This is a genomic window from Cupriavidus sp. WGlv3, assembly GCF_023952475.1.
Lineage (GTDB): Bacteria > Pseudomonadota > Gammaproteobacteria > Burkholderiales > Burkholderiaceae > Cupriavidus > Cupriavidus phytorum.
Map to the genome: position 1 here is coordinate 18,676 of NZ_JALHRX010000001.1, position 19,413 is coordinate 38,088.

The 19,413-nt window shown below is 67.7% G+C and carries 20 protein-coding genes and 1 tRNA gene; 14 read left to right on the plus strand and 7 right to left on the minus strand.

Annotated features, from left to right (window positions below):
- The first annotated feature begins 16 nt into the window (after positions 1 to 16).
- The 10 genes from MKD38_RS00090 to MKD38_RS00135 all read left to right on the plus strand — a co-directional run bounded on the left by MKD38_RS00090 (position 17) and on the right by MKD38_RS00135 (position 8,198).
- Positions 17 to 406: an MbcA/ParS/Xre antitoxin family protein gene (locus tag MKD38_RS00090; protein ID WP_018004354.1), complete on the plus strand. Its 390-nt coding sequence runs from the start codon at positions 17 to 19 to the stop codon at positions 404 to 406.
- Complete coding sequence (locus MKD38_RS00095) at positions 366 to 1,118, plus strand: RES family NAD+ phosphorylase (RefSeq protein ID WP_252674141.1); 753 nt, start codon at positions 366 to 368, stop codon at positions 1,116 to 1,118. Before MKD38_RS00090 ends, MKD38_RS00095 begins: the two co-directional genes overlap by 41 nt.
- Before the next feature lie 122 nt (positions 1,119 to 1,240).
- Positions 1,241 to 1,316: transfer RNA gene (locus tag MKD38_RS00100), tRNA-Met, on the plus strand.
- 197 nt (positions 1,317 to 1,513) lie between these two features.
- Positions 1,514 to 2,098 (plus strand): NUDIX hydrolase, encoded by a 585-nt coding sequence (locus MKD38_RS00105; protein ID WP_252674142.1) that lies wholly within the window; start codon positions 1,514 to 1,516, stop codon positions 2,096 to 2,098.
- Positions 2,099 to 2,138: 40 nt separating this feature from the next.
- Positions 2,139 to 2,891, plus strand: coding sequence for a leucyl/phenylalanyl-tRNA--protein transferase (aat, locus tag MKD38_RS00110; protein WP_252674143.1), 753 nt, complete (start codon positions 2,139 to 2,141; stop codon positions 2,889 to 2,891).
- A 74-nt stretch (positions 2,892 to 2,965) separates the two neighbouring features.
- Positions 2,966 to 3,772, plus strand: coding sequence for an arginyltransferase (locus MKD38_RS00115; RefSeq protein ID WP_252674144.1), 807 nt, complete (start codon positions 2,966 to 2,968; stop codon positions 3,770 to 3,772).
- A gap of 108 nt (positions 3,773 to 3,880) precedes the next feature.
- Positions 3,881 to 4,915 carry a quinone-dependent dihydroorotate dehydrogenase gene (locus MKD38_RS00120; protein WP_252674145.1) on the plus strand — a complete coding sequence of 345 codons (1,035 nt, stop codon included), beginning with the start codon at positions 3,881 to 3,883 and terminating at the stop codon, positions 4,913 to 4,915.
- 435 nt (positions 4,916 to 5,350) lie between these two features.
- The gene (locus tag MKD38_RS00125; RefSeq protein WP_062798240.1) at positions 5,351 to 6,328 is read left to right on the plus strand and encodes an ABC transporter substrate-binding protein; all 978 of its coding nucleotides are present in this window, start codon (positions 5,351 to 5,353) and stop codon (positions 6,326 to 6,328) included.
- Between the two features lie 177 nt (positions 6,329 to 6,505).
- Positions 6,506 to 7,402 carry an ABC transporter permease gene (locus MKD38_RS00130; protein ID WP_115706673.1) on the plus strand — a complete coding sequence of 299 codons (897 nt, stop codon included), beginning with the start codon at positions 6,506 to 6,508 and terminating at the stop codon, positions 7,400 to 7,402.
- Between the two features lies 1 nt (position 7,403).
- Complete coding sequence (locus MKD38_RS00135; protein ID WP_062798235.1) at positions 7,404 to 8,198, plus strand: ABC transporter ATP-binding protein; 795 nt, start codon at positions 7,404 to 7,406, stop codon at positions 8,196 to 8,198.
- 82 nt (positions 8,199 to 8,280) lie between these two features.
- On the opposite strand, the gene MKD38_RS00140 is transcribed toward MKD38_RS00135, so the two are convergent.
- The 3 genes from MKD38_RS00140 to MKD38_RS00150 are packed head-to-tail and all read right to left on the minus strand — an operon-like array spanning position 8,281 to position 11,179.
- A complete protein-coding gene (locus tag MKD38_RS00140) occupies positions 8,281 to 9,327 on the minus strand; it encodes a tripartite tricarboxylate transporter substrate binding protein (protein WP_252674146.1) in 1,047 nt (348 codons plus the stop codon).
- On the minus strand, positions 9,324 to 10,181 hold the full coding sequence (locus MKD38_RS00145) for a phosphate/phosphite/phosphonate ABC transporter substrate-binding protein (protein WP_252674147.1): 858 nt from the start codon (positions 10,179 to 10,181) through the stop codon (positions 9,324 to 9,326). Before MKD38_RS00145 ends, MKD38_RS00140 begins: the two co-directional genes overlap by 4 nt.
- Positions 10,178 to 11,179 carry an ornithine cyclodeaminase family protein gene (locus tag MKD38_RS00150; protein WP_252674148.1) on the minus strand — a complete coding sequence of 334 codons (1,002 nt, stop codon included), beginning with the start codon at positions 11,177 to 11,179 and terminating at the stop codon, positions 10,178 to 10,180. The genes MKD38_RS00145 and MKD38_RS00150 overlap by 4 nt, the downstream gene beginning before the upstream one ends.
- Positions 11,180 to 11,296: 117 nt before the next feature.
- Between MKD38_RS00150 and MKD38_RS00155 the strand changes: the two genes are divergently transcribed.
- Positions 11,297 to 12,184, plus strand: coding sequence for a LysR family transcriptional regulator (locus tag MKD38_RS00155; protein ID WP_252674149.1), 888 nt, complete (start codon positions 11,297 to 11,299; stop codon positions 12,182 to 12,184).
- 46 nt (positions 12,185 to 12,230) lie between these two features.
- Here MKD38_RS00155 and MKD38_RS00160 read toward each other — a convergent pair whose 3' ends face one another.
- Genes MKD38_RS00160 through MKD38_RS00170 form a run of 3 tightly spaced genes read right to left on the minus strand, consistent with a single transcriptional unit; the run spans position 12,231 to position 14,665 of the window.
- Positions 12,231 to 12,500, minus strand: coding sequence for a hypothetical protein (locus MKD38_RS00160; protein ID WP_252674150.1), 270 nt, complete (start codon positions 12,498 to 12,500; stop codon positions 12,231 to 12,233).
- Positions 12,497 to 13,909, minus strand: a complete 1,413-nt coding sequence (locus MKD38_RS00165; protein WP_252674151.1) for a LutB/LldF family L-lactate oxidation iron-sulfur protein — start codon at positions 13,907 to 13,909, stop codon at positions 12,497 to 12,499. The genes MKD38_RS00160 and MKD38_RS00165 overlap by 4 nt, the downstream gene beginning before the upstream one ends.
- A 30-nt stretch (positions 13,910 to 13,939) precedes the next feature.
- On the minus strand, positions 13,940 to 14,665 hold the full coding sequence (locus tag MKD38_RS00170) for a (Fe-S)-binding protein (protein WP_252674152.1): 726 nt from the start codon (positions 14,663 to 14,665) through the stop codon (positions 13,940 to 13,942).
- Between the two features lie 234 nt (positions 14,666 to 14,899).
- Between MKD38_RS00170 and MKD38_RS00175 the strand changes: the two genes are divergently transcribed.
- The 3 genes from MKD38_RS00175 (at position 14,900) to MKD38_RS00185 (ending at position 18,016) form a co-directional block, all read left to right on the plus strand.
- Positions 14,900 to 15,685, plus strand: coding sequence for an IclR family transcriptional regulator (locus tag MKD38_RS00175; RefSeq protein WP_012352591.1), 786 nt, complete (start codon positions 14,900 to 14,902; stop codon positions 15,683 to 15,685).
- Positions 15,686 to 15,838: 153 nt separating this feature from the next.
- Positions 15,839 to 16,588 (plus strand): FadR/GntR family transcriptional regulator, encoded by a 750-nt coding sequence (locus tag MKD38_RS00180; RefSeq protein WP_252674153.1) that lies wholly within the window; start codon positions 15,839 to 15,841, stop codon positions 16,586 to 16,588.
- Positions 16,589 to 16,603: 15 nt separating this feature from the next.
- Complete coding sequence (locus tag MKD38_RS00185; RefSeq protein WP_252674154.1) at positions 16,604 to 18,016, plus strand: FAD-binding oxidoreductase; 1,413 nt, start codon at positions 16,604 to 16,606, stop codon at positions 18,014 to 18,016.
- Positions 18,017 to 18,082: 66 nt separating this feature from the next.
- On the opposite strand, the gene pbpG is transcribed toward MKD38_RS00185, so the two are convergent.
- The gene (pbpG, locus tag MKD38_RS00190; protein WP_252674155.1) at positions 18,083 to 19,300 is read right to left on the minus strand and encodes a D-alanyl-D-alanine endopeptidase; all 1,218 of its coding nucleotides are present in this window, start codon (positions 19,298 to 19,300) and stop codon (positions 18,083 to 18,085) included.
- Positions 19,301 to 19,413: the final 113 nt, after the last annotated feature.

The window sequence follows — 19,413 nt, forward strand, 5'->3', positions numbered from 1 at the left end:
AACAGGAGCATAGGCAATGCAATCGAGGCGGATTCCGGAAACCGATCCCGCCGGCGGTCCCGACCCCGGCACCACGCTGACCAAGGCGGTCATGCGCGCCGCCGGCTTCCTGGGCATCAGCCAGGCCATGGTGGCAAGCGTGCTGGGCATCAGCACGGCCTCGGTCTCGCGCATGGCCTCGGGCGGCTATGTGCTCGACGCGCACCGCAAGGAGTGGGAGTTCGGCGTCTTGTTCGTGCGCCTGTTCCGCTCGCTCGACGCCATCCTGGGCCACGGCGACCAGGCCCGGCTATGGCTCACCCACGACAACCTCGCGCTGGGCGGCAAACCGCTCGAGCTGATCCGCACCACCGAAGGCCTGGTCCGTGTCGTTCACTACCTGGACGCCACCCGCGGTCGCATCTGAGCGCCGGCAGTTCGCGCTCACGCTGTGGCGGGCGGTGGAAGCCCAGCATGTGGTCTCGACCATGCCGCTGGTCGACAGCCTGGAGGAACAGGCGGTCCTCGAAGCCGTGCTGGATGCCGGCAAGCCCGTGGTGCCGGTCGAGGCACGCCATCTGCACTATCTGCTGTTCACCCCGTTCCGCTATCCGCCCTCGCCCTGGGGCTCGCGCTTCCGCGCCAGCCAGGATCCGGGCGTGTTCTATGGCGCCAACGAGATCCGCACCGCCTGCGCCGAGCTCGGCTACTGGCGCTGGCGCTTCCTCAACGACAGCCCCGCGCTGCCCCGCATCGACGCGCGCGCGCAGACGCTGTTCGAAGTGCGCGTCGAGACCTCCGGCGTGGCGCTGGACCAGCCGCCGCTCGACCGGGATCGCGCCGCATGGACCGACCCGGATCATCACGAGCCCTGCCAGGCGTTCGGCCGCATCGCGCGCGAAGCCGGCCTCGGCATGATCCGTTACACCTCCGTGCGCGATCCGCAGCACGGCCCCTGCGGGGCGGTGCTGACGCCGCGCGCGTTCTCGCACCCGGCGCCACTGGCCACCACCACGTGGATGCTGACCGTGCGCCGCGACCGCGTGATCTGGCAGCGCGACGATCTGCAACAGCGCGACAGCTTCGAATTCGAGGCCGCGCTGTGGCAGCGCACAAGCGATACCCCCGAGGTCGGATGAACCTCCGCCCCGCCGCGACGATCTAATCGTTATGGCACGCGGCAATGCGCATCGCTGACAGGTTTTGTTAAACAGGTGTTGCATTGCGCAACCGGATGCCATATAATCTTTTCTTCGACGGACGCGGGGTGGAGCAGTTGGCAGCTCGTCGGGCTCATAACCCGAAGGTCGCAGGTTCAAGTCCTGCCCCCGCAACCAACCGCACAGATGCATGTCTGTGACGCCGTCAAAGCAGACAAACCCGCCATCGGCGGGTTTTTTGTTTTTGTGCCGCCGCGCGGGGGTCGCGGCACTGGCCGTGACGGTATCCGGCCCATGGTGCACCACCGCTCCTACGGCCCCCCGGCGCCCTCTGCGAGGGTGATACACTTTCGCCATTCTCCCGGACGCCCCTCATGAAATTCTGCTCGAACTGTGGTCATGCGGTCGTGTTGCGCGTGCCTGACGGCGACAACCGCCCGCGCAGTGTTTGCGACAACTGCGGCACCATCCACTATGTCAATCCCCGCAACGTGGTCGGCACGATTCCGGTCTGGGAAGACAAGATCCTGCTGTGCAAGCGCGCGATCGAGCCCCGCTACGGCTTCTGGACCCTCCCTGCGGGCTTCATGGAGATCGGCGAGACCACTGCCCAGGCGGCCTCGCGCGAAACCCTGGAAGAAGCCGGCGCGCGCGTGCAGGTGGGCGAGCTGTTCTCGATCCTGAACGTGCCGCATGTGCATCAGGTGCACCTGTTCTACCTCGCCACGCTCGACGACCTCGACATCGCGCCCGGCGAGGAAAGCCTGGAAGTGAAGCTGGTGTCGGAGGCCGATGTGCCTTGGGATGAACTGGCCTTCCCCACCGTGATCCATACCCTGCGCTGCTTCTTTGCCGACCGCGCCGCCGGCCGCCTGCAGGATGGCAGCTTCCGGCTGCACAGCCTGGACATCGACAAGCCCATGCGCCCGCTGACCAGCCGGGCCACGGTCACCCCCTGAGCGGCGGGCCCGCCGCGCACCGCCCTCCGGCGCAGCCCGCATGATTGCCTGGCTGGACCCGCAAGATCCGTTTCCCCCGGTCGAGCACGCGCTCGGGCCCGATTCCGAGGCCCCCGGCCTGCTGGCCGCCAGCCGCGATCTGTCGCCGCAGCGGCTGCTGCTGGCGTATCGCCAGGGCATCTTCCCATGGTATTCGAGCGGCCAGCCGGTGCTGTGGTGGAGCACCGATCCGCGCATGGTGCTGCCGCCGCCGGCGCTGCGCGTCTCGGCCAACCTGCGCAAGACGCTGCGGCGCGTGCTGCGCGATGCCGACTGGGAAATCCGCGTCGACCACGATTTCCTGGCGGTGATGCGCGCCTGCGCGACCACGCCGCGCGAGGGCCAGGACGGCACCTGGATCACCGATGCCATCATCGCCGCGTACGGCACCCTGCACCGCAACGGCCTGGCCCACTCGGTCGAAAGCTGGTACCGCGGCGAGCGCGTCGGCGGCCTGTATGGCGTGGCGCTGGGACGGATGTTCTTTGGCGAATCCATGTTTGCGTACCGCACCGACGCGTCCAAGATCGCGCTGGCGGCGCTGTGCGCGTTCCTCGGCAACCACGGCGTGGCGATGATAGACTGCCAGCAGGAAACCGACCACCTGGCCTCGCTGGGTGCGCGCCCCATCCCCCGCGCCGAATTCGTGACCCATGTGCGCGCGGCAACGGCACGGCCGGCGATCAGTCCGTGGCGGTTCGACAAATCGGTGCTGGAGCGCTGGGTCGGGACACCCGCCGCGCCGGCAGGCTGAATCCCGGCACGGGTGCCGACGCTGACGCGGCGGACCACCGTGCAAGCGCCGTCCCGCCCGGAGCCCCCTGAGTCATGAGCAAGCTGAAGGAACTACCGCTGTCCGCGCTGCAGTTCTATGCCACGGCGCCCTACGCTTGCAGCTATCTCGACGGCCGCATGGCGCGCTCCCAGGTGGCCACGCCGGCGCACCTGATCAATGCCGACGTCTATTCGCGCCTGGTGCGCGCGGGCTTCCGCCGCAGCGGCATCTTCACCTACCGGCCGTATTGCGACGATTGCCACGCCTGCACGCCGTGCCGCGTGCTGGTCGACCAGTTCACGCCGGACCGCTCGCAGCGCCGCGCGTGGAGCCGCCACCAGCACCTGCAAGCGCTGGTGGCGCCGCTGACCTACGTCGAAGAGCACTATTCGCTGTACCTGCTGTACCAGTCGATGCGCCACGCCGGCGGCGGCATGGACCAGGACAGCCGCGACCAGTACGAGCAGTTCCTGTTGCAGAGCCGCGTCAACTCGCGCCTGGTCGAATTCCGCGATCCGCCCGGCTCGCCCGAGGCCGGGCGGCTGCGCATGGTCAGCATGATCGACGTGCTCGACGACGGGCTGTCGTCGGTCTACACCTTCTACGATCCGCTCGAGCGCAACGCCAGCTACGGTACCTACAACATCCTGTGGCAGATCCACCAGACCCATGCGCTCGGGTTGCCGCACCTGTACCTGGGCTACTGGATCGCCGACAGCCGCAAGATGGCGTACAAGGCGCGCTTCCGGCCGCTGCAGGTGCTGACCGGCAACCACTGGCATGCGTTCGAGGACGTCGCCGCCGAGGCCGCCGAGGCCGAGAAAGCCGCGGCGCCGGTGCCGCCCGCGACGCAGCCTTAGCCCGGCCAGGCCGCGGGCCGCCGCCGCGGCCGCCCTCGCGGGCGGACCAGCCGCTACAATGCCGCCCTGGTCCCGACTTCCGCGCCGCCCCGCCGGCCGCCTGCCCACGTGCTCAACGCGCTCTACCCCCTGTTTCGCCCCGCCCTGTTCTCGATGGATGCCGAGGATGCCCACCATTTCACGCTGAACAACCTGCTGCGCGCCCACCGCATGGGCCTGGGCGGCTGCATCGGCAACCGCATCGCCGACGATCCGCGCACGGTCATGGGCGTGCGCTTTCCCAACCCGGTCGGCCTGGCCGCGGGGCTGGACAAGGACGGCGCCTATATCGACGGCCTCGCCGCGCTCGGCTTCGGCTTTATCGAGGTGGGCACGGTCACGCCGCGCGCGCAGCCGGGCAACCCGCGCCCGCGCATGTTCCGGCTGCCGCAGGCGGATGCGCTGATCAACCGCATGGGCTTCAACAACGGCGGCGTCGATGCCTTCGTCGCCAACGTGCAAGCGTCGCGCTGGAAGGCCGAGGGCGGCGTGCTGGGGCTGAATATCGGCAAGAACGCCGATACCCCGATCGAGCGCGCCAACGACGACTACCTGTACTGCCTGGAACGCGTCTATCCGCACGCCAGTTACGTGACGGTCAATATCTCGTCGCCCAACACCAAGAACCTGCGCCAGTTGCAGGGCGCGAGCGAGCTCGACAGCCTGCTGTCGTCACTGAAGGACGCGCAGCAGCGCCTGGCCGACCAGCACAAGCGCTATGTGCCGCTGGCGCTGAAGATCGCGCCGGATCTCGACGCCGACCAGATCGGCAATATCGGCGATGCGCTGGTGCGCCACCGGATCGATGGCGTGATCGCCACCAACACCACCATCTCGCGCGACGCGGTCAAGGGCCTGCCGCATGCCGACGAAGCCGGCGGCCTGTCCGGGCGCCCGGTGTTCGAAGCCTCGACCCGCGTGGTGCGTGCGCTGCACGGCGTGGTCGGCGACGCGGTGCCGATCATCGGCGTGGGCGGCATCTTCGGCGGCGCCGACGCGCGCGCCAAGACCAACGCCGGCGCCCAACTGGTGCAGGTCTACAGCGGCCTGATCTATCGCGGCCCGGCGCTGGTGCGCGAGTGCGCCGCGGCGCTGCGCCGCTGAATCCGGCGGGGCTGCCAAGGCCCCCGATCCCGCCCGGCCGATGCGCCACCCGCACGGCCCAGGTCGAGGAAAACCTCGACACCCTGGCGGCACGCAATTGCATGAAGATGCAGCCACCGCAATCAGGGTAATCCACAAGCAAACCCCGGTTCCCGCGCAATTAAATGCGCCTCGATGGCGGATAGCGGGCGTCTGACAGCATCGGATGCCCCACTTCCGCATGATGACTGTCCATTTCGTGCGCGGGAAGTGGTATCCTCGCAGGCTTATCGCTGTCGCATCCGCCGCGTCCGCGCACGCTCCCTCCCGCCGCAGGAAGCCGCCGCGCCCGCCCGGACCGGCACCGTGCGCCAGCCGGCGCGCGGGCCAGGACGGCGGACCGAACCATCCGCGGCCGTATCCAATCCAGAACCGAGTTTCGGGGGAGCACACATAATGAAATCCACCAAGGGTCTCGCAGCATCCAAAACCATCCTGGGCGGCGCCGTGGCGCTGGCACTGCTGTACGGCGGCGCCGTGCAGGCCCAGACCGTCAAGGTGCTGTCGATCGTCGACCATCCCGCGCTGGACGCCATCCGCGACGGCGTGCGCGCAGAACTGAAGGCGGCCGGCTATGACGCCGACAAGAGCCTGAAGTGGGAATACCAGAGCGCCCAGGGCAACACCGGCACCGCCGCGCAGATCGCCCGCAAGTTCGTCGGCGACAACCCCAACGCCATCGTCGCCATCGCCACGCCGTCGGCGCAGGCCGTGGTCGCCGCCACCAAGACGGTGCCGGTGGTGTACTCGGGCGTGACCGATCCGGTCGCGGCGCAGCTGGTCAAGAGCTGGTCGGCGTCGGGCACTAACGTCACCGGCGTGTCGGACAAGCTGCCGCTCGACAAGCAGGTCGCCCTGATCAAGCGCGTGGTGCCCAAGGCCAAGACCGTGGGCATGGTCTACAACCCGGGCGAAGCCAACTCGGTGGTGGTGGTCAAGGAACTGAGCGCGCTGCTGGCCAAGGAAGGCCTGACGCTCAAGGAAGCCGCCGCACCACGCACCGTCGACATCGGCCCGGCCGCCAAGAGCCTGATCGGCAAGGTCGACGTGATCTACACCAACACCGACAACAACGTGGTGTCGGCGTACGAGGCGCTGGTCAAGGTCGCCAACGAATCGAAGATTCCGCTGGTCGCGGCCGATACCGACAGCGTCAAGCGCGGCGCCGTGGCGGCGCTGGGCGTCAACTACGGCGACCTGGGCCACCAGACCGGCAAGGTGGTGGTGCGCATCCTGAAGGGCGAGAAGCCGGGCACGATCGCCTCGCAGACCAGCGACAACCTGGAACTGTTCGTCAACACCGGCGCGGCCGCCAAGCAAGGCGTGACGCTGTCGCCGGAGCTGGTCAAGGAAGCCAAGACGGTCATCAAGTAAGCACAGCCACGCCCTGCCATGCCGCCGCCGCGAGGCGGCGGATGCGCCGGCCAGGCCTACCCGGCCCGGCCGGACCGACCAGGGCGAGGCGGCCGGCGGCCCCACCCGGGCGTGCCGGGCGCACTGCCCCGAAACCGGCGCCAAGGCAGACGCCGGACCCCGCAACAGGATTCCCCCATGTCCCTCTTTTCCCTTCTGGGCGCCCTGGAGATCGGCCTGATCTTCAGCCTGGTGGCGCTCGGGGTGCTGATTTCCTTCCGCATCCTCAACTTTCCCGACCTGACCGTTGACGGCAGCTTCCCGCTGGGCGGCGCCGTGGCCGCGACGCTGATCGCCGCGGGCCAGGATCCGTTCCTGGCGACCGTGGTGGCCATCGCCGCCGGCGCGCTGGCCGGCTGGATCACCGGCTGGCTCAACGTGCGCCTCAAGATCATGGACCTGCTGGCCAGTATCCTGATGATGATCGCGCTGTACTCGATCAACCTGCGCATCATGGGCCGCCCCAACGTGCCGCTGATCACCGAACCCACGCTGTTTACCGTGCTGCAGCCCGAGTGGCTGCCCGACTACGTGCTGCGCCCGCTGGTGCTGTTCGTGGTGGTGGTGGTGGCCAAGGTCGGCCTGGACTGGTTCTTCAGCTCGCAGCTGGGCCTGGCGATGCGCGCCACCGGCGCCAACCCGCGCATGGCGCGCGCGCAGGGCATCGCCACCGGCCGTGCCACGCTGGCCGGCATGGCGCTGTCCAATGCGCTGGTAGCGCTGGCCGGCGCGCTGTTCGCGCAAACGCAGGGCGGCTCGGATATCTCGATGGGCATCGGCACCATCGTGATCGGGCTGGCCGCGGTGATCATCGGCGAGACCATCCTGCCGGCACGCCGGCTGATCTGGACCACGCTGGCCGTGGTGCTGGGCGCCATCCTGTACCGCTTCTTCATCGCGCTGGCGCTGAACAGCGACTTCATCGGCCTCAAGGCGCAGGATCTGAACCTGGTCACCGCCGCGCTGGTGACGATCGCACTGGTGCTGCCGGCGACGCGCAAGAAGCTGTTTGCCCGCAAGAACGGAGGTGCCTGAGATGCTGCGCGCACAAGACCTGAAGCTCACCTTCAACCCGGGCACCCCGATCGAGACCCGCGCGCTGCGCGGCCTCAGCCTGGAAATCCCGAGCGGCCAGTTCGTGGCGGTAATCGGTTCCAACGGCGCCGGCAAGTCGACCTTCCTGAATGCGATCAGCGGCGACCAGATGGTCGACGCCGGGCGCATTACCATCGATGACACCGACGTCACGCGCAAGCCCGCCTGGGACCGCGCCCACCTGGTGGCACGCGTGTTCCAGGACCCCATGGCCGGCACCTGCGAAGCGCTGACGATCGAGGAGAACATGGCGCTGGCGATGGCCCGAGGCAGCCGCCGCGGCTTCCGCCCGGCGCTGAACCGCGCCTCGCGCGAGCTGTTCCGCGAGAAGCTGCGGCTGCTCAACCTGGGCCTGGAAAACCGCCTGACCGACCGCATCGGCCTGCTCTCCGGCGGCCAGCGCCAGGCGGTCAGCCTGCTGATGGCCTCGCTGCAGCCGTCGCGCATCCTGCTGCTGGACGAGCACACCGCCGCGCTCGACCCGAAGACCGCCGCGTTCGTGCTGGAACTGACCGCGCGCATCGTCGAGGAAAGCAAGCTGACGACGATGATGGTGACGCACAGCATGCGCCAGGCGCTCGACTACGGCCAGCGCACGGTGATGCTGCACCAGGGCCAGGTGGTGCTGGATGTCTCCGGCGACAAGCGCAAGGGGCTCGATGTGCCGGACCTGCTCAAGATGTTCGAGCAGACGCGGCATGAGCAGCTGGATGACGATGCGCTGTTGCTGGGGTGATAGCGCCGGCAAGAAAAACGGGGAGCTTCGGCTCCCCGTCTTCTTGCTCGTTAGCGCTTGCGCGTCCCGATGTTGCCGATGATCAGTCGATCGTGATACGCCGCTGCTTGATCACCCCCGCCCACCGCGTGCTTTCCTTCTGGATGGCCGCCGCCAGCTGCTGCGGCGTGCCGCCCGCCGCTTCCATCCCCAGCGTCGCCAGCTTCTCCTTCAGCGCGGCATCGGCCAGCACCGCGTCGGCATGCTGGCTGAGCTTGCGCACGACCTCGGGCGGCGTACCCGCCGGCACCATCAACGCATACCACGACACCGCCTCGAACTTCGGGAAACCCTGCTCGGCGATCGTCGGCACCTCGGACAGCACCGTCGAACGCCTGGCGCTGGCCATGCCGAGCGCGCGCAGCTTGCCCGCCTTGATATAGGGCAGCGCCGCCGACAGCTGCGCAAACATCATCGTCACCTGCCCGCCGACCACATCGGTCATGGCAGGATTTACGCCCTTGTAGGGCACGTGGTTCAGCTTGACGCCGGCATCGAGCTGCAGCAGCTCGCCGGCCAGATGCGCCTGGCTGCCGGCGCCGGGCGAGGCGAAGCTCAGCTCGCCCGGCTTCTGCGCGGCCAGCTTGAGCAGTTCCGCCAGCGACCTGGCCGGCGTCGCCGCGTTGACCACCAGCACGTTCTCGGCGGTGGCGAGCATCGCCACCGGCGCCAGGTCGGACGGCTTGTAAGGCAGGTTGGGCATCAGCGTGGGATTCACCGCGATATTGCCGACCGGCACCAGCGCGACGGTGTAGCCGTCCGGCGCGGCCTTGGCCACCATGTCGACACCGATGGTGCCGGCCGCGCCGGCCTTGTTCTCGACCAGCACGCTTTGGCCGGTGGCCCTGGCCAGGCCCTCCCCGACCGCACGCGCCAGCACGTCGGCCGGGCCGCCCGCGGCAAACGGCACGATCAGGCGTACTGGCTTTGCGGGATAGGCCGGCGGCTGGGCATGGGCCGGGCCCGCACCGAGCCATGTCGCGCAGGCCGCCGCGCAGGCGAGCAGGCCATGCACGGCAAGGCGCCGGATGTCAGGATTTACGAACGGCCTTACAGCGGCGATGACAGTGGCATTCACAGCGGATTTCATGACGGTTCCCCCAATTGGCAGTGACCAGGCGATGGTTCCCCGGCCGCGGCATCGGTCAGTGCAAAGCCCGCCCGTTCGGCTTCGTCGGCCATCGCGGGCAGGCAGGCATAGTCGGCAGGCTGCACCGCGACGAAGCGCGCCAGCCCCAGCGACGCCAGCAGCGCGGTGCCGGTGGCGTCCTCATGCAGGCCCAGCAAGGCCGCGCGCACGCGCATGCATTGCCGCGGATCGGCATCCACCGACGCGACCAGCACCGGGATCGGTGCGGGCGGAGTCAGCGCCAGCGTCTTCAGTTGCGCGGCAAGCGCCGGGTCATAGCGGCGCAGCAGGTCCATTACATAGCTGTCGACGACCCCCACCTCGGCATCGCCGGCCAGCACCGCGTCAATGACCTCGCGCGGGGTTGGCGTCTCCATGGCCGCGGGCCGGTACAGCGCCTGCGTACCCGGCGGGGCCAGCCGCATCAGGTAATGGCGCGGCGCGTTATAGCCCGAATTCGACTCAGGCAACATGCATGCCAGTCGCCCGCCGAAGGTCTGCGCCAGCTGCTGCGCCGGCGCATCGGCACGCCCGATGAATTCGGTGAAATAAACTGGCCTGCCGCCGTAGCGCGCCTGCGCCGGAACCGGCGCGGCCAGCAGCTGCGGCGTGACCGGCGCGCTCGCATACGGATAGCCGCACATGAACACGCAGCCGCAGTCGGGCCGTGCCCACAACGCGCTGACCGGCGCGGGCGCGGCGTGTTCGACATACGGCAACGCCACGCCGGCGCGCTCGGACACGCGTGCCAGCAGCGTGCGCCAGGCCGCTTCGGCCTGCGGCGTCACTGCGTACATGCGGGCATTGGCGATCATGCGTACACCAGCTTCTGGCCCACCCCGCGCTCGCCGGCCTTCCTCAGGATGGCATGTCCCAGCGCGATATCGCTCAGCGACAGGCCGCGGTGCCAGAACAGGTTGGTTTCGTCGTCGCGCTGGCGGCCCGGCTTGCGGCCGGCGACGATCTCGCCGAGTTCGCCGTAGAGCGTCCGTTCCGACAGCTTGCCCGCTTCGACATGCGCGCGCAGCGAGCCGAACATGCCGCCCTTGCACTGCCCCCAGTCGTCCACCACCATCCGCGTCATGATGTCGGTCAGCGACAGCTCGACCGCGCTCATGGTGCCGTAGGGCACGACGAAGGCACCGGGCTTGATCCATTCGGTCCTGAGCATCGGCGTCGGGCGCTCCAGCCGCGATGCCTCGACCACGATGTCGGCGCCGCGCACGCACGACTCCCAGTCCTCGGTCACCACGATCTTCTTGCCGAGATCGCGCTCAAGCCGCGCGGCAAAGGCATTGCGGCTTTCGGGACGGCGCGAGTGCACGCGGATCTCGTCGAAGTCATAGAGGCTGTTTAGCAGGCGCACGTTCCAGTACGAGGTGCCGCGCGCGCCGATATGGCCCAGCACCTTGCTGTCGCGGCGCGCCAGGTGCTTCGCGCCGAGCGCGGTCAGCGCACCGGTGCGGGCATCGGTGATAAAGGTCGCGTCGATCACCGCCACCGGCATGCCGGTGCGCGGATCGAACAGATTCAGCATGGCCATCTCCGACGGCAGGCCGAGCTTGTAGTTGTCGACGAAATCGCCGACCACCTTGACGCCGGCCAGCCCCAGCGGCGCTACGTAGCCCCGCAGCACGTTGAAGTGGCCATTGAAAGCCGGGTCCGGCATCAGGTGCACGCGCGGCTCGATCACGGTCTGGCCGTTGCCCTGCGCCACCAGTGCCTGCTCCACCGCGTCGATGATTTCGGCATCGGTCATTTCCAGCCGCGCGATGTCCCGGCCGTTGAGGTAGGTGATAAGAATATTTGCCATACGGTCCCCGCTCTCCAGATCAGTGTGTGTGGTGTTTCGATGGAATCCAGTTTAGGTATGGCGTCATTGACTGTCATATGCTTATATGTCCGCCTGCCTTAACATCAGGTTAATGCCATGAAAATGAACCTGCGCCAGATCGAGGTGTTCCGCGCGGTGATGCTGACCGGCTCGATCAGCGGCGCGTCGAAGCTGCTTTATGTGTCGCAACCAGCGATCAGCCGGCTGATGTCGCATACCGAACAGCGGCTCGGGCTGGAACTGTTCCGGCGCACCAAGGGGCGGCTCTACCCCACGCCGGAAGCGCGGCGGCTGCTGGGCGAAGTCAATGCGGTCTATGAAGGGATCGAGCGCGTCAACGAGATCGCCGAGGACCTCGTCGCCAACCGCACCGGCAGCCTGCGCATCACCTGCAGCCCCAACCTGGGCCAGACCGTGCTGCCGCGTGCGATCGCCAGCTTCCGCGCCGCGCACCCGGCGGTGCGTGTGGTGGTGCGCACGCAGATTCCCGGCAACATGCTGCGCGCGCTGCTATCGGGACAGGTCGACCTGGCGGTATCGAACATGCCGCTGGTGCATCCCAACCTCGAGGCGCGGCTGCTGGTGAAGAACGAGATCGTGGCGCTGGTGCCGGTGGGACACCGGCTGGCGACGCGCAAATGGGTGCGCCCCGCAGACCTGATCGGCGAAGACCTGATCGGCTATGGCCCGGAAGTGCCGTTCGCGCTGCTGGTGCACGAGATGTTCGGCAACGATGGCGACCAGCCCGACATGCGGGTGCAGGTCGAGCAGGCTCATGTGGCGCGCGCGCTGGCGCAGGCCGGCGCCGGCATCGCGCTGGTCGATGCCATGACGGTATTCGGCGCGAACTGGCCCAATATCGTCGCCGTGCCGATCCGCACCAAAGTCAATGCCTCGGTGCAGATTTTCCATGTGCAGACCGAGCCGCTGTCGCGGCTGTCGCTGGAATTCGTGGAAACGCTGACGGGGATGATGAAGCGTTAGGCCGCGGCGGCGATGGAAGAACGGGCTGCGGCCAAGCGTGAAGGCCTCAGGCTGTCGCCGCCTTGTCCAGCCACCGCGCCAGCTGGTCGGTGACCGCGGTACTGGAAAACGAGCAGCTGTCCTGCGCGAACACCGCCGCCATCTCCAGCCGGCGCAGCAGTTCTTCCATGGCCTGGCCGTAGACCGGCGGCAACGCCAGCGCGCTGCCGGCATCGCGCCATTCGCGCACCAGCTCCTGCGCCGGCTTTGCGCCGGCCACGTGCTGCTCCAGCGCGGCGCGCATGCGCGCCAGCGCGTCCGAATTTTTAGCGCTCATGAACGCGCCCTCCTTTCCTTGTAGAGTTCGCGGAACGTGCGGCCCGACGGCGCCGGCATGTCGCGTGTTTCGGTCCAGCCCTTGCCCGCCAGCGGCAGGCTGGCGATCAGTCCGTTGCTGCCGCCCATGCGGCCCAGCAGCCAGGCACCGATGCGGGCCGTCAGCGCATAGAGTTCGGGCCGCTTCGCCACGTAGCCCCAGGCCTTCAGCGCAAAGCGCTCCTGCCATGGCCGCAGGCCGCGTTCCATCTGCTTCTCGCGCAGCTTGCGCAGCAGGTCGGACAGCGGGATCGATGCCGGGCAGACGCGATTGCACTCTCCGCACATGGTGGCCGCCTGCGGCAGGTCGACGGTCTTGGCGAGGCCAACGTAACTTGGCGTCAGCACGCTGCCCATCGGCCCGGGATAGACCCAGCCATAGGCATGGCCGCCGATCTTCTGGTACACCGGGCAGTGGTTCATGCAGGCGCCGCAGCGGATGCAGCGCAGCATCTCCTGGAAGTCGCCGCCGATCAGTCCGCTGCGGCCGCCATCGACCAGCACGAAATACATATGCTCGGGACCGTCGCGCTCGCCCTCGGCGCGCGGCCCGGTCAGCAGCGAGAAGTAGTTGGAAATCGCCTGGCCGGTGGCCGAGCGCGGCAGCAGCCGCATCACCGTGGCCAGGTCTTCCAGCGTCGGCAGCACCTTCTCGATGCCGGTCACCGCCACGTGCACGCGCGGCATCACCGTGCACATGCCTTCATTGCCCTCGTTGGTGACCACCGCCACCGAGCCGGTCTCGGCGATGATGAAGTTGCCGCCGGTGACGCCCATGTCGGCGCTGAGAAATTCCGGGCGCAGCACTTCGCGCGCCTCGCGCGTCATCTCCGGGATCTCGGTCAGCCGCGGCTTGTGGTGGACCCTGGCGAACAGGTCGGCGATCTCGTCCTTGTCCTTGTGCACCACCGGCGCAATGATGTGCGACGGCGGCTCCGAGTCGTTGATCTGCAGGATGTACTCGCCCAGATCGGTCTCGATGCTCTGTACGCCCATCTCGCCCAGCACCTGGTTCAGGCGCATTTCCTCGGTCACCATCGACTTGCTCTTGATGACCTTCTTCACCCCGTGCTTCTGCGCGATCTCCGCAACCAGCCGCGCGGCATCGGCGGTGGTTTCGGCAAACAGCACGGTGGCGCCGCGGCGGGTGGCGTTTTCTTCGAACGTGGCGAGCCAGACGTCGAGGTTTTCCAGCGCGCGGTTGCGGCGCTCTTTCAGGGCCTCGCGCGTGGCGTCGAAATCGATATCGCGGATCGCATCGGCGCGCGCAGTGACGAACTTGGTCGAAAGCTTCTTCAGGTTCTGCTGCAGGCGCTGGTCGGCAAGCTTCTGCCCGGCGCGCGCCTTGAATTCCATGCTGTGGACTTGCATCGTGGCGAATTCCTGATGGTGTCGTCGCGGTCAGGCGTCGCCCGCCAGCACCTGCGCGATATGCAGCACGCGGGTGCGGCTGTCGCCGGTGCGGCGCAGGCGGCCTTCGATATTGAGCATGCAGCCCAGGTCGCCCAGCACCACGGCGTCGGCGCCGGTGGCCTGGATGTTGGCGCATTTCTCGTCGACGATGGCCGTTGAGATATTGCCGTACTTGACCGAGAAGGTGCCGCCGAAACCGCAGCAGGCCTCGCAGTCCTGCATCTCGGTCAGCTGCACGCCGGGCAGGCGCGACAGCAAGGCGCGCGGCTGCTGCTTGACCCCCAGTTCACGCAGACCGGAACAGGAATCGTGGTAGGTGACCTGGCCCGCGAACGTCGACGGCAGGGCCTCGATCCGGGCCACGTTGGCGAGGAAGTCGGTCAGCTCGAACACGCGTTCGCGCAGCCGCTCGTAGCGGCCGTTCAGTTCCGGATCGTCGCGCAGCAAATCGGCGTAGTGATGCCGGATCATGCCGCCGCAACTGCCCGACGGCACCACGATGTAGTCGAACATCTCGAATTCGCACAGGAATTTCTCCGCCAGGTCGCGCGACACCGCGCGCTCCCCCGAGTTGTAGGCCGGCTGGCCGCAACAGGTCTGCGCCTCGGGCACCATGACCTCGTAGCCGGCGGCTTCCAGCAGCTTGAGCACGGAAAAACCGATCTCCGGGCGCATCAGGTCCACCAGGCAGGTGTGGAACAGACCGACTCGCATTGTTGACTTCTCCCAGACCCTGAAACCCCGCAATTATGCGCGTTCGGCGCCGCGGGTGGCGCACAAAGCGTTCAGCGCAGCGGTGAATGCGGTGCCATGCACGGCACCCGGGGTCGCGACATCACGGGCGCTTTCTTACCGTAATGTCATTTCACCTATTGAAATTTTCACGATGCGAGATAGAATCAGGCAGACGTTTAAAAATGCCGCAAGGCAACATTTCTACTTTTCCCAATGTCCGACGCAGACAAGTCACCCGGCAAGACGTCCATCCAGGTCATCGAGCGCATGATGACCCTGCTGGACGCCCTCGCCCAGCATGCCGACCCGGTCAGCCTGAAAGAGCTGTCGCTGGCCACCGGCCTGCATCCCTCCACCGCGCACCGCATCCTCAACGACATGGTCGCGTGCCGCTTCGTCGACCGCTCCGACCCCGGCAGCTACCGCCTCGGCATGCGGCTGCTGGAGCTGGGCAACCTGGTCAAGGCGCGCCTGTCGGTGCGCGACGCGGCGCTGGCGCCGATGCGCGCGCTGCACCGCGTCACGGGCCAGACCGTCAACCTGTCGGTGCGCCAGGGCGACGAGATCGTCTATATCGAGCGCGCGTACAGCGAGCGCTCGGGCATGCAGGTGGTGCGCGCCATCGGCGGCCGCGCCCCGTTGCACCTGACCTCGGTGGGCAAGCTGTTCCTCGCCGCCGACGAGTCGGCGCGCGTGCGCAACTACGCCACCCGCACCGGGCTGGCCGGCCACACCCGCACCTCGATCACCGACCTGGCCAAGCTCGAACGCGAACTCAACTGGGTCCGCACCAACGGCTATGCCCGCGACAACGAAGAGCTGGAACTGGGGGTGCGCTGCATCGCCGCCGGCATCTATGACGACTCGCGCCGGCTGGTGGCGGGCCTGTCGCTGTCGGCGCCGGCGGACCGGCTGCAGGACAGCTGGCTGCAGAACCTGAAGGACACCGCCCTGCAAATCTCGCGCGGCATGGGCTACGTGACCGAAGCCGCCGCCTGAGGCCCATCGGGGCCATGCACCGCCGACGCGCGGACTGCCGGCAAGGCAGTCCGCGCGTTTTGCTTTGGCACGCCGGAGATCTATACGAGAGACCTATGCATAAGGGTTTACCCGTTGTTTTCAGATAACCAGCAAACCTTATAATCGACGGTCATGCGAACCCGCACCGTCACCCTTACCGAACAGGTCACGCGCCAGCTGCGCGCCGAAATAGAAAGCGGCGCCTACCCCGTCGGCAGCCGCCTGCCGACCGGCCGGCAGCTGGCCGAGCAATACGGCGTCAGCGCCGCCGTGATCCGTGAAGTCACCGAGCACCTGCGCTCTCAAGGCTTTGTCGAGTCGCGCCAGGGGGTGGGCTGCACGGTGCGTTCGCGCACCGGCGCATCCGGCTTCCAGCTGCCGCGCGATCCCGAGTTCGACGCCGGCGAGCTGGCCGACCTGTACGACCTGCGCATCGACCTGGAAGGCGCCGCCGCGGCGCTGGCCGCGGTGCGCCGCACCGATGACGACGTGGCCGCGCTGACGGCCCTGCTGCAGCGGCTGCAGGCACGGCTCTACGACCCGCAGCCGGCCGCCGATCTCGACGCGGCCTTCCATATCGGCATCGCCGCCGCCACGCACAACCCGTACTACCGCCAGCTGCTGCAGTACCTGAACCTGCAGCTGCACCAGGCCGTCGCTACCGCGCGTGCCAATACGCTGCGCCAGCCCGGGCTGGCCGAGACCGTGCATGCCGAACACGAAGCCATCGTCGCGGCCATCCGCCATGGCGATGCCGGCGCGGCGCGCGCGGCGGCGGTGGCGCACCTGCAAAGCGCCGCGCGCCGCCTGGGGCTGTCGCTACGCGTGCGCGCGGACACAGCCACGGCGCCTGGCGCCACCAGTCCCGCATCCCTTTCCTGACAAGACACCACCATCATGCAAAACGGATCCTTTGCCCAGCGGCTCACCGAAGCCCTGGGCCCCGACACCGCGCTGACCCAACCCGACGAGATCGCGCCGTGGCTGTCGGACTGGCGCGGCATCTACCGTGGCCAGGCCCAGGCGGTGCTGCGGCCCCGTAGCGTCGACGAAGTGTCGCGCGCGCTGGCGCTGTGCCAGCAGGCCGCGGTGCCGGTGGTGCCGCGCGGCGGCAATACCGGCCTGTGCGGCGGCGCCACGCCCGACGCGCGCGCACAGAACGTGGTGCTGAGCCTGGACCGCATGAACGCGGTGCGCTCGCTCGACACCATCGCCAATACCATGGTGGCCGAGGCCGGCTGCATCCTGGGCAACCTGCGCCGCGCGGCGCAGGACGCCAACCGATTGCTGCCGCTGTCGCTGGCGGCGGAGGACTCGTGCCAGATCGGCGGCAACCTGGCCACCAATGCCGGCGGCGTCAACGTGGTGCGCTATGGCATGACACGCGAACTGGTGCTGGGGGTCGAGGCCGTGCTGCCCAACGGCGAGGTCTTCCACGGGCTGCGCACGCTGCGCAAGGACAATACCGGCTATGACCTGAAGCAGCTGCTGATCGGCTCTGAAGGCACGCTCGGCGTGATCACCGCGGCGGCGCTGCGCCTGTTCCCGCGCACCGATACGCGCAGCGTGGTGCTGGCCGCGGTGGCCTCGCCCGCGCAGTCGCTGGCGCTCTATGAACTGCTGTTCGAGCAATGCGGCGCACGCCTGCAGGCCTTCGAGTTCTTTACCGGCGCTTGCCTGGACCTGGTGCTCGCGCATGCGGAAGGCGTGCAGGAACCGTTCGCTCAGCGCTACCCGGCCTATGTGCTGGTGGAGCTGGCCGACACTACCGATGAGGCGGCGCTGAACGCGCTGCTGGAACGCGTCATCGGCGAGGCGCTGGAACGGGAGCTGTGCCTCGATGCCGCGGTCTCCGCTTCGCTGGCGCAGTTGCAGGCGCTGTGGAAGCTGCGTGAGGAAATCTCCGAAGCGCAGCGCGCCGACGGCCCGCACCTCAAGCACGACGTGTCGCTGCCGATCGAGCAGATCCCCGCCTTCATGGCATCGATGGAAGCCCGGCTGCGCGCGCTCGATGTCGCGATCCGGCCCTTCGTGTTCGGACACTTCGGCGACGGCAACCTGCACTACAACCTGTCGCGTCCCGCCGGCGCTTCCAGGGACTGGGCGGCCACGCAGGGCGATGCCGTGACCGATGCGGTGCTGGACGAGGTGATGCGCTACGGCGGCAGCATCAGCGCCGAGCACGGCATCGGCCAGCTCAAGCGCCATGCCTTCCTGGCGGTGAAGGATCCGCTGGAATTGCGGCTGATGCGCGAGCTCAAGGCGGTGTTCGATCCGGCCGGGATCATGAACCCCGGCAAGCTGCTCTGACCGCTGCCGCACCAAAGCAAAACGCGCCGCAATGCGGCGCGTTTTTTTCCGGTCAGGCGTGCGGGCTCAGATGCCGCGCGATTGCTGCGAGGCCAGCACCGCGTGGGCGCTGCCCGGACCCTGCGTCAGGTTCGGCGACGACGGGAAGCCGCGCTGCGGCGAGGACGGCGAATGCTCGAGCCAGTCCTTGACCCGGTTGGCATCGGCAAAGCGAGACAGCTTGCCGGCCGAATCCAGGAACACCATCACCACGTTGCGCCCGTGCACACGGGCCTGCATCACCAGGCACTGGCCGGCCTCGGAGATAAAGCCGGTCTTCTGCAGGCCGATCTCCCAGTTGCCGCCGCGCACCAGGCGGTTGGTGCTGACGTAATGCTGGGTGCGGCCCAGCACATTGACTTCGTGCTCGGTCTGGGTCGAGTACTCGCGGATGGTCGGGTTGCGGTACGCGGCATTGACCATGCGCACCAGGTCGGTCGCGCTCGACACGTTGCTGCTCGACAGGCCGCTGGAATCGACGAAATGGCTGTCGTTCATGCCGAGCTCGCGCGCCTTGCGGTTCATGGCCTGCACAAAGGCCGGCAGGCCGCCCGGGTAGTGGCGGCCCAGCGCCGAAGCGGCGCGGTTCTCGGACGACATCAGCGCCAGCAGCAGCAGTTCCTGGCGCGTCAGCTGCGTGCCGAAGCGCAGGCGCGAGCTGCTGTGCTTCTCGGTGTCACGGTCTTCTTCGGTGATGGTCAGCACCTCGTCCATCGGCAGGCGCGAGTCCATCACCACCAGCGCGGTCATCAGCTTGGTGATCGATGCAATCGGCAGCACTGCGCCGGCATTCTTCTGGAACAGCACCTCGTTGGAGTTCTGGTCCATCACCAGGGCGACGCTGGAGCGCAAGGCCAGCGCATCGTCGGTGTCGCGCAGGCCCATGGCCTCGCCCAGCGACGGCTTGGACGGCGTAAACGCAGCCCGCACCGGGGCCGCGCGCTGCGCCACCACGACGTGGCGCTTGCCCTTCTTCAGCACCACGACCTTGCGCGCGGAGCGTGCTTCGCTCTTCGCGACCCTGGCATTGCGGGAGCTCTTGGCAACAGGCTTGGAAGCGGTCTTTTTCTCCGTTTTAGCGGATTTTGTCTGCTTTTTGCTTGTTTTTTGCGTGGATGAGGCCGTGGTGGCCGCTTCGGCCACGGGCACCGCGACCATCGACACCGACACCAATACCGCGGCGGCGACGGCGGACAAGGGTGTGGAGCCGAAGAATCTGGAGAAAATGGAATCAGACCGGAACATGATTCGTTCAGCGCATAGGAATGGCGCTAGTGTAGGAAATAAAGAAATTGTTAGCAAGATTAAAGACTTACAGACGCTCCTTAAAGTTCGATTCACATACATTTCCACATTGT

Bases quoted from the DNA above. Each gene is read 5' to 3' on its own strand.
- MKD38_RS00165 (WP_252674151.1), bottom strand. From the start codon at position 13,909: ATGCAAGTCCACAGCATGGAATTCAAGGCGCGCGCCGGGCAGAAGCTT.
- aat (WP_252674143.1), top strand. From the start codon at position 2,139: ATGATTGCCTGGCTGGACCCGCAAGATCCGTTTCCCCCGGTCGAGCAC.
- MKD38_RS00125 (WP_062798240.1), top strand. From the start codon at position 5,351: ATGAAATCCACCAAGGGTCTCGCAGCATCCAAAACCATCCTGGGCGGC.
- MKD38_RS00160 (WP_252674150.1), bottom strand. From the start codon at position 12,500: ATGAGCGCTAAAAATTCGGACGCGCTGGCGCGCATGCGCGCCGCGCTG.
- MKD38_RS00150 (WP_252674148.1), bottom strand. From the start codon at position 11,179: ATGGCAAATATTCTTATCACCTACCTCAACGGCCGGGACATCGCGCGG.
- MKD38_RS00185 (WP_252674154.1), top strand. From the start codon at position 16,604: ATGCAAAACGGATCCTTTGCCCAGCGGCTCACCGAAGCCCTGGGCCCC.
- MKD38_RS00130 (WP_115706673.1), top strand. From the start codon at position 6,506: ATGTCCCTCTTTTCCCTTCTGGGCGCCCTGGAGATCGGCCTGATCTTC.
- MKD38_RS00175 (WP_012352591.1), top strand. From the start codon at position 14,900: ATGTCCGACGCAGACAAGTCACCCGGCAAGACGTCCATCCAGGTCATC.
- MKD38_RS00155 (WP_252674149.1), top strand. From the start codon at position 11,297: ATGAAAATGAACCTGCGCCAGATCGAGGTGTTCCGCGCGGTGATGCTG.
- MKD38_RS00170 (WP_252674152.1), bottom strand. From the start codon at position 14,665: ATGCGAGTCGGTCTGTTCCACACCTGCCTGGTGGACCTGATGCGCCCG.
- MKD38_RS00140 (WP_252674146.1), bottom strand. From the start codon at position 9,327: ATGAAATCCGCTGTGAATGCCACTGTCATCGCCGCTGTAAGGCCGTTC.
- MKD38_RS00145 (WP_252674147.1), bottom strand. From the start codon at position 10,181: ATGATCGCCAATGCCCGCATGTACGCAGTGACGCCGCAGGCCGAAGCG.
- MKD38_RS00115 (WP_252674144.1), top strand. From the start codon at position 2,966: ATGAGCAAGCTGAAGGAACTACCGCTGTCCGCGCTGCAGTTCTATGCC.
- MKD38_RS00135 (WP_062798235.1), top strand. From the start codon at position 7,404: ATGCTGCGCGCACAAGACCTGAAGCTCACCTTCAACCCGGGCACCCCG.
- pbpG (WP_252674155.1), bottom strand. From the start codon at position 19,300: ATGTTCCGGTCTGATTCCATTTTCTCCAGATTCTTCGGCTCCACACCC.
- MKD38_RS00105 (WP_252674142.1), top strand. From the start codon at position 1,514: ATGAAATTCTGCTCGAACTGTGGTCATGCGGTCGTGTTGCGCGTGCCT.
- MKD38_RS00180 (WP_252674153.1), top strand. From the start codon at position 15,839: ATGCGAACCCGCACCGTCACCCTTACCGAACAGGTCACGCGCCAGCTG.
- MKD38_RS00090 (WP_018004354.1), top strand. From the start codon at position 17: ATGCAATCGAGGCGGATTCCGGAAACCGATCCCGCCGGCGGTCCCGAC.